This window comes from Paenibacillus sp. AR247 (assembly GCF_002968895.1).
GTDB classification, from domain to species: domain Bacteria; phylum Bacillota; class Bacilli; order Paenibacillales; family Paenibacillaceae; genus Paenibacillus_AQ; species Paenibacillus_AQ favisporus.
In genome coordinates, this window is the sequence record NZ_PCZT01000005.1 from 66,362 (window position 1) to 71,044 (window position 4,683).

A 4,683-nucleotide genomic window follows, 5' to 3' on the forward strand; every position below is an offset into this window, starting at 1 on the left:
GGGCTGTACCAGCACGAATGGGGCTATATTTCGCAGATCCGCCAGGACTGGGGCATTCCCGCAGGCAAAAAGACGCTCGAAGCCCAGCTGATGGACTTATGCGACGATATCGCCTATTCGGCCCATGACCTCGAAGACGGCATTAAGGCCGGGAAAATCGAAGTGCACGAGCATTTTCTGAAAGATCCGCATATTTTGCGCCTGATTGTCGAGAAAGTCATGACGCTGGAGGATGCGTTCTGGGACAACTGCCCGGAAGAGCATATCCGCTACAAGGTGGAGGAAGTGCTGACGTCCTTTTTAAAAGTGTGGAATGAGAAGCTTCCGTACTGCGAGTTTGACTACTCCCGTACACGCCGCGAGGTCAAGGCTTACTGGGTAAGCCTGTTTGTCAGCAGCCTCGGCGTCATTGACGACGGGGACTGGAAGAAGGTGACCTTCGTCAAGGAAGGCCAGGAGGATCAGGATATGCTTCGCACCGTCAGCGTGCTGAAAAGCTTCGCGTGGGTCACGATGATCCGCGACCTGCGGGTACAGCGGCTGCAGAAGCGCAGCGAGTGGATGATCCAGCGGCTGTGGGACGCTTTTCTCGATCCTGTCGCCTCCAAATCGATTATCCCCTCCGACTGGCTGCAGCGGTTCGAGAAGGATCAGGCCGGGCCGAATCCGATCTGGACGTGGGAGCACATGGTGATCGACTATATTGCGGGCATAGGAGAGGCGCCTTTGAGGAAGCACTGCAGGAAGCGGCCAGCCTGGCCCGCCATGCAGAACAGTGGGGTTACACCAGGGTATTGGGCGGCGGAGCACCACGACCTGGTGAACCTGTCCTGCGCTGCGCCGGAAGTGCTGTTGGCGCATATCGGAGCCCGGACCGAGCGGATCCGCATCGGGTCGGGGCGGTCCTGCTGCCGCATTACAGCCCGCTGAAGGTCGCGGAGAACTTCCGCATGCTGGCTGCGCTTTACCCCGGCCGCGTCGATCTTGGCATCGGGCGGGCGCCCGGCGGCTCGGCGCATGCCTCGATGGCGCTGAGCGGCAATTATTTGCAGCATGTGGCCGAGATGCCGGCCCGCGTCCGCGGGGTGATCGAGCTGCTGGAGGACCGCTATGCGTACGAGGACGTGCCGGTCGCGGCCAAGCCCGTCCCGCGGATCCAGCCGGAGCTGTGGATGCTCGGGACGAACAACAAAAGCGCCGGCTTCGCGGCGGAGAACGGCACGGGCTATGTGTTCGGCCAGTTCATGAGCGACCGCGACGGCGCCGAGGTGCTGGCGGCCTACCGGGAGGGCTTCAAGCCGTCGGCGCTGCTGGAGCAGCCGAGAAGCATCGCGGCCATCGGCGTCATTTGCGCCGCGACCGAGCAGGAGGCACTGGCGCTGTCCCGCCGGTCAGCCCTGCCGGAAGTCGAGCGGCCGGGAGCTGAGGCCAGCGAGCCGCAGCCGCAGGCGACCCGGCTGATCACCGGGTCGCCAAAGCAGGTGAAGTCGAAGCTGCTGGAGCTGGCGGATTCCTTCGGGTGTGACGAGTTCCTGGTCACCACGCCGGTGATGAGTTATGCCGAGCGGCTGGAATCCTATCGGCTGCTGGCGTCGGTGTGCTTATAAAAGGGAGCCAGGCTAGCTCGCCTGCCATTCTGCAGACTCGATTCTTGATTGGGAATGGGAATTCGGGAATGTAGAGTAAGGGCGGTGCTGTACGGTTAGACCGCAATGGATCCCGAAGATAGGAAGAACGAACGGAGGAACTATGGAATTGACATCCGAACCATCGGAGTTTATTTATATGTACGCCAGCCACGAGTCGGAAACGGAGCTGTGCCGAATGGAGCTGAATGCTCTGCTCGGGCAGGCGAAACCCTTGAAAGGGAGAGGCCCAATGCTGCGTAGCTCCCGGTTGCTTGACCCGGACCGCAGTCCGTATGTGTCGATGCGTCTGGACGTGCTGATACAGGGCGACTCGGTCGAAGAAATTGCCCGGCAGGCTTCGGAGTTAGAGCTTGGGGACGCCACATTCAAAGTAACGTACGTAAAATCCGGCGATCCCTGCTCCTACGATGACCAGCGGATGCTGGAGCGCCGCGTCGGCAGCAGCATCCGGGGGAAGGCGGAGATGAAGCATCCGGACGTGCAGTTCGGCCTTCTGTCCGCCGAGGGACAGTGGATGCTTGGATGGTGCCGGCATCCCGAACGCGCTTGGCGCCTGCACAAGGACAAGCCGCACAATTATTCCACCGGGCTTAGCGTCACGACCGCCCGTTCGCTCGTGAACATCCTTGTGCCGGAGCCCGCGGGTGTCCGGGCGGCCGATCCCTGCTGCGGCATGGGGAACGTGCTGATCGAAGCCCTGTCGATGGGCATCGACATCCGGGGCTGGGACATCAATCCGCTTGCCATCCGGGGGGCCCGGGCCAACCTGAAGCACTTCGGCTATCCGGAGGTGGTGATGCTCGGGGATATGACGCAGGTGACGGATCGCTTCGATGCGGCCGTCCTGGACATGCCGTACAACCTGTGCTCGGTGCTCAGCACAGATCAGCGGCTCGTTATGCTGCAGAGCCTGCGCCGTATGGCGAAGCGGGCTGTTATTGTATCGACGGAGGAAGCCGCGGAATCGATTCAGCAGGCGGGCTTTGCCATTCTGGACAACGCCCGGGTGTGGAAGGGCAGCTTTGTCCGGAACGTCTGGCTTTGCGGGTGACGGAGCCGGATAAGCCATCCGGCATGCCATTACTTTCTACTATATAATAGAAGAAAGTTTCTCGTCCTATTAGTAGAAGTTTCTCATTATAATAGAAGAAGATTACCATCATGAGTTGAAGTCAAGTCAAACATCCCAGTGCTCATCATGAGCACTTTAAGCCAAAAAGGCTGTCTCACGATCCGGTCTGAATCGACCGGTAACGCGGGACAGCCTTTTTTCATGCTCCGAGTATATCAGGACGCTCGCATAGCATCCGGAAAATTTCGGAGGCAAAACTCCACCTTGCGGGGGGACAGCTGCTGAGAGATGTCCGTATTAATAAGCACGCTCATAATTGACGAGATTACGCGGAAGCTCTTTTCCCTGCACGTAAGCCTTCAGGTTTTCGACAAAAATATCGATGACCCGCTCGGTATACCGGTCGGTGCTTCCGGAAACATGCGGTGTAATGATGACCTGCTCCATGTCCCACAACGGGTGGTCCTCAGGGAGTGGCTCCTTCTCAAACACGTCGAGCCCGGCGCAGCTGATCTGCCCGCTGCGGAGCGCTTCGAGCAGGGATGCCGTATCCACCGTCGGCCCGCGGCCCGCATTGATGAAGCAGGCGCCCGGCTTGGCCGCCGCCCAGGCATCGGCATTCAGCAGGTGATGCGTCTCATCGGTAAGCGGAAGCACGCTGATGATGTAATCGCCTTGGCTCAGCGCCTTGTGGAGCCCGTCCATGGTGAACATCTCGTCCACATGAGGATCGGCTTTGCCGGAACGGCGGACGCCGACGGTGCGCATCCCGAACGCCTTGGCCAGGCGGGCTGCCTCGCTGCCGATCTCGCCGACGCCGACGATAACGGCCGTTCGGCCGTGCAGCTCTGACAAGGTGTCCCGTCCCGGCGCGGCGAGATTGGTCTCCCAGCTGTGCTTGAGCTGATTGCGGACCGAGACGTGCAGCTGACGCGAGAAGGAGAGCATCATGCCGAGGATCGTCTCCGAGATCGGAATCGCATGGACGCCGCTGGAATTCGTCAGCAGCACGCCTTTCTGTTCAAGCTTGTCCAGAGGAAGCGTGTCCACGCCGGCCGACCAGGCCTGCAGCCATTTCAGCCGGCTGTCTTGATTCAGCACCTGATCGGCAATTTGCCTGGACCAGCCAACCAATATTTCCGCTTCGTTCACGAGTGCGGGATCCGCATCGGTGCTTTTGACGACGGTCAGCTTATAGCCGGGAGCGGCTTGTTCAATCGAGCGGGTCTGCTCCGGAGTCAGGGAATGCAGACAAACAATTTGCTTCATACCGTTTCAGCCTCCTTCATGTATGTACCCTTGATGTGGCGTTTGTGCAACTTTAGTTCAATCTATATATTATGAATATATTCAGGATAACAGATTTGAAACGATATACAACAGGGTCACCCGAGGCCAAGTGAATGAAAGGGAGCAGCGGTCAAGTAAACGCCCTCCTAAGCGTATGCTTTTGCGTAACTCTGCTGCATGACAATGGGCCCGAAAGGCGAAACTATATTAATGAAGGAATTCATGCGAATTATACCTTCGGTACCAATTTTTACAGGATCATTTTATGCGGCGCAAAGGGGAAGAAAGGGGAAGTACTTGCATGGAAATGAAAGAGAAACAAGTTCAAGATAAGCCTTTAAGGCTATTCGTCGCGGTCCGGATACCGGAATCGATCCGATCATTACTGGAAGAATGGAGGCACCGGAACGAGAAAGAGCTCGCTTTTAAAAAATGGACGCACCGGGAGGATTACCATATTACCGTCCAGTTTCTGGGAGACGCTGATGCTGGAAGAGTGCCGGAAATCGTGTCTGCCTTAAAAAGGGCCTCCTTGAAAATCAACCCATTTCAACTGGAATTTGGAGCATTTGGCACCTTCGGGCCAGCGGAGTCTCCCCGGGTGTTATGGGCTGGAGTAATTGACCAATCCGGCGGCCTGGACAAGCTCTATGAAGCGGTCACTTCCGAGAT

At 58.1% G+C, this 4,683-nt stretch carries 4 protein-coding genes and 1 pseudogene; 4 read left to right on the forward strand and 1 reads right to left on the reverse strand.

Features of this window, described 5'->3' with window-relative positions; all coding sequences use genetic code 11:
• From CPT76_RS04360 to CPT76_RS04370, 3 genes and pseudogenes are all read left to right on the forward strand, one after another.
• Positions 1–723, forward strand: a pseudogene (locus CPT76_RS04360) (deoxyguanosinetriphosphate triphosphohydrolase family protein); the annotation flags it as partial.
• Positions 678–1,607 carry an MsnO8 family LLM class oxidoreductase gene (locus CPT76_RS04365; protein WP_258168085.1) on the forward strand — a complete coding sequence of 310 codons (930 nt, stop codon included), beginning with the start codon at positions 678–680 and terminating at the stop codon, positions 1,605–1,607. The pseudogene CPT76_RS04360 and the gene CPT76_RS04365, both read left to right, overlap by 46 nt.
• Before the next feature lie 142 nt (positions 1,608–1,749).
• The gene (locus tag CPT76_RS04370) at positions 1,750–2,700 is read left to right on the forward strand and encodes a TRM11 family SAM-dependent methyltransferase (RefSeq protein ID WP_105442050.1); all 951 of its coding nucleotides are present in this window, start codon (positions 1,750–1,752) and stop codon (positions 2,698–2,700) included.
• Between the two features lie 318 nt (positions 2,701–3,018).
• Here CPT76_RS04370 and CPT76_RS04375 read toward each other — a convergent pair whose 3' ends face one another.
• Positions 3,019–3,990, reverse strand: a complete 972-nt coding sequence (locus CPT76_RS04375) for a D-2-hydroxyacid dehydrogenase (RefSeq protein WP_105442051.1) — start codon at positions 3,988–3,990, stop codon at positions 3,019–3,021.
• 322 nt (positions 3,991–4,312) lie between these two features.
• Between CPT76_RS04375 and thpR the strand changes: the two genes are divergently transcribed.
• Positions 4,313–4,683: RNA 2',3'-cyclic phosphodiesterase (gene thpR, locus CPT76_RS04380; RefSeq protein ID WP_181152686.1), on the forward strand; the 371-nt coding region annotated here is incomplete at its 3' end.

Excerpts from the sequence above, each read along its gene's own strand:
- CPT76_RS04370 (WP_105442050.1), top strand. The coding sequence starts at position 1,750 with ATGGAATTGACATCCGAACCATCGGAGTTTATTTATATGTACGCCAGC.
- CPT76_RS04375 (WP_105442051.1), bottom strand. The coding sequence starts at position 3,990 with ATGAAGCAAATTGTTTGTCTGCATTCCCTGACTCCGGAGCAGACCCGC.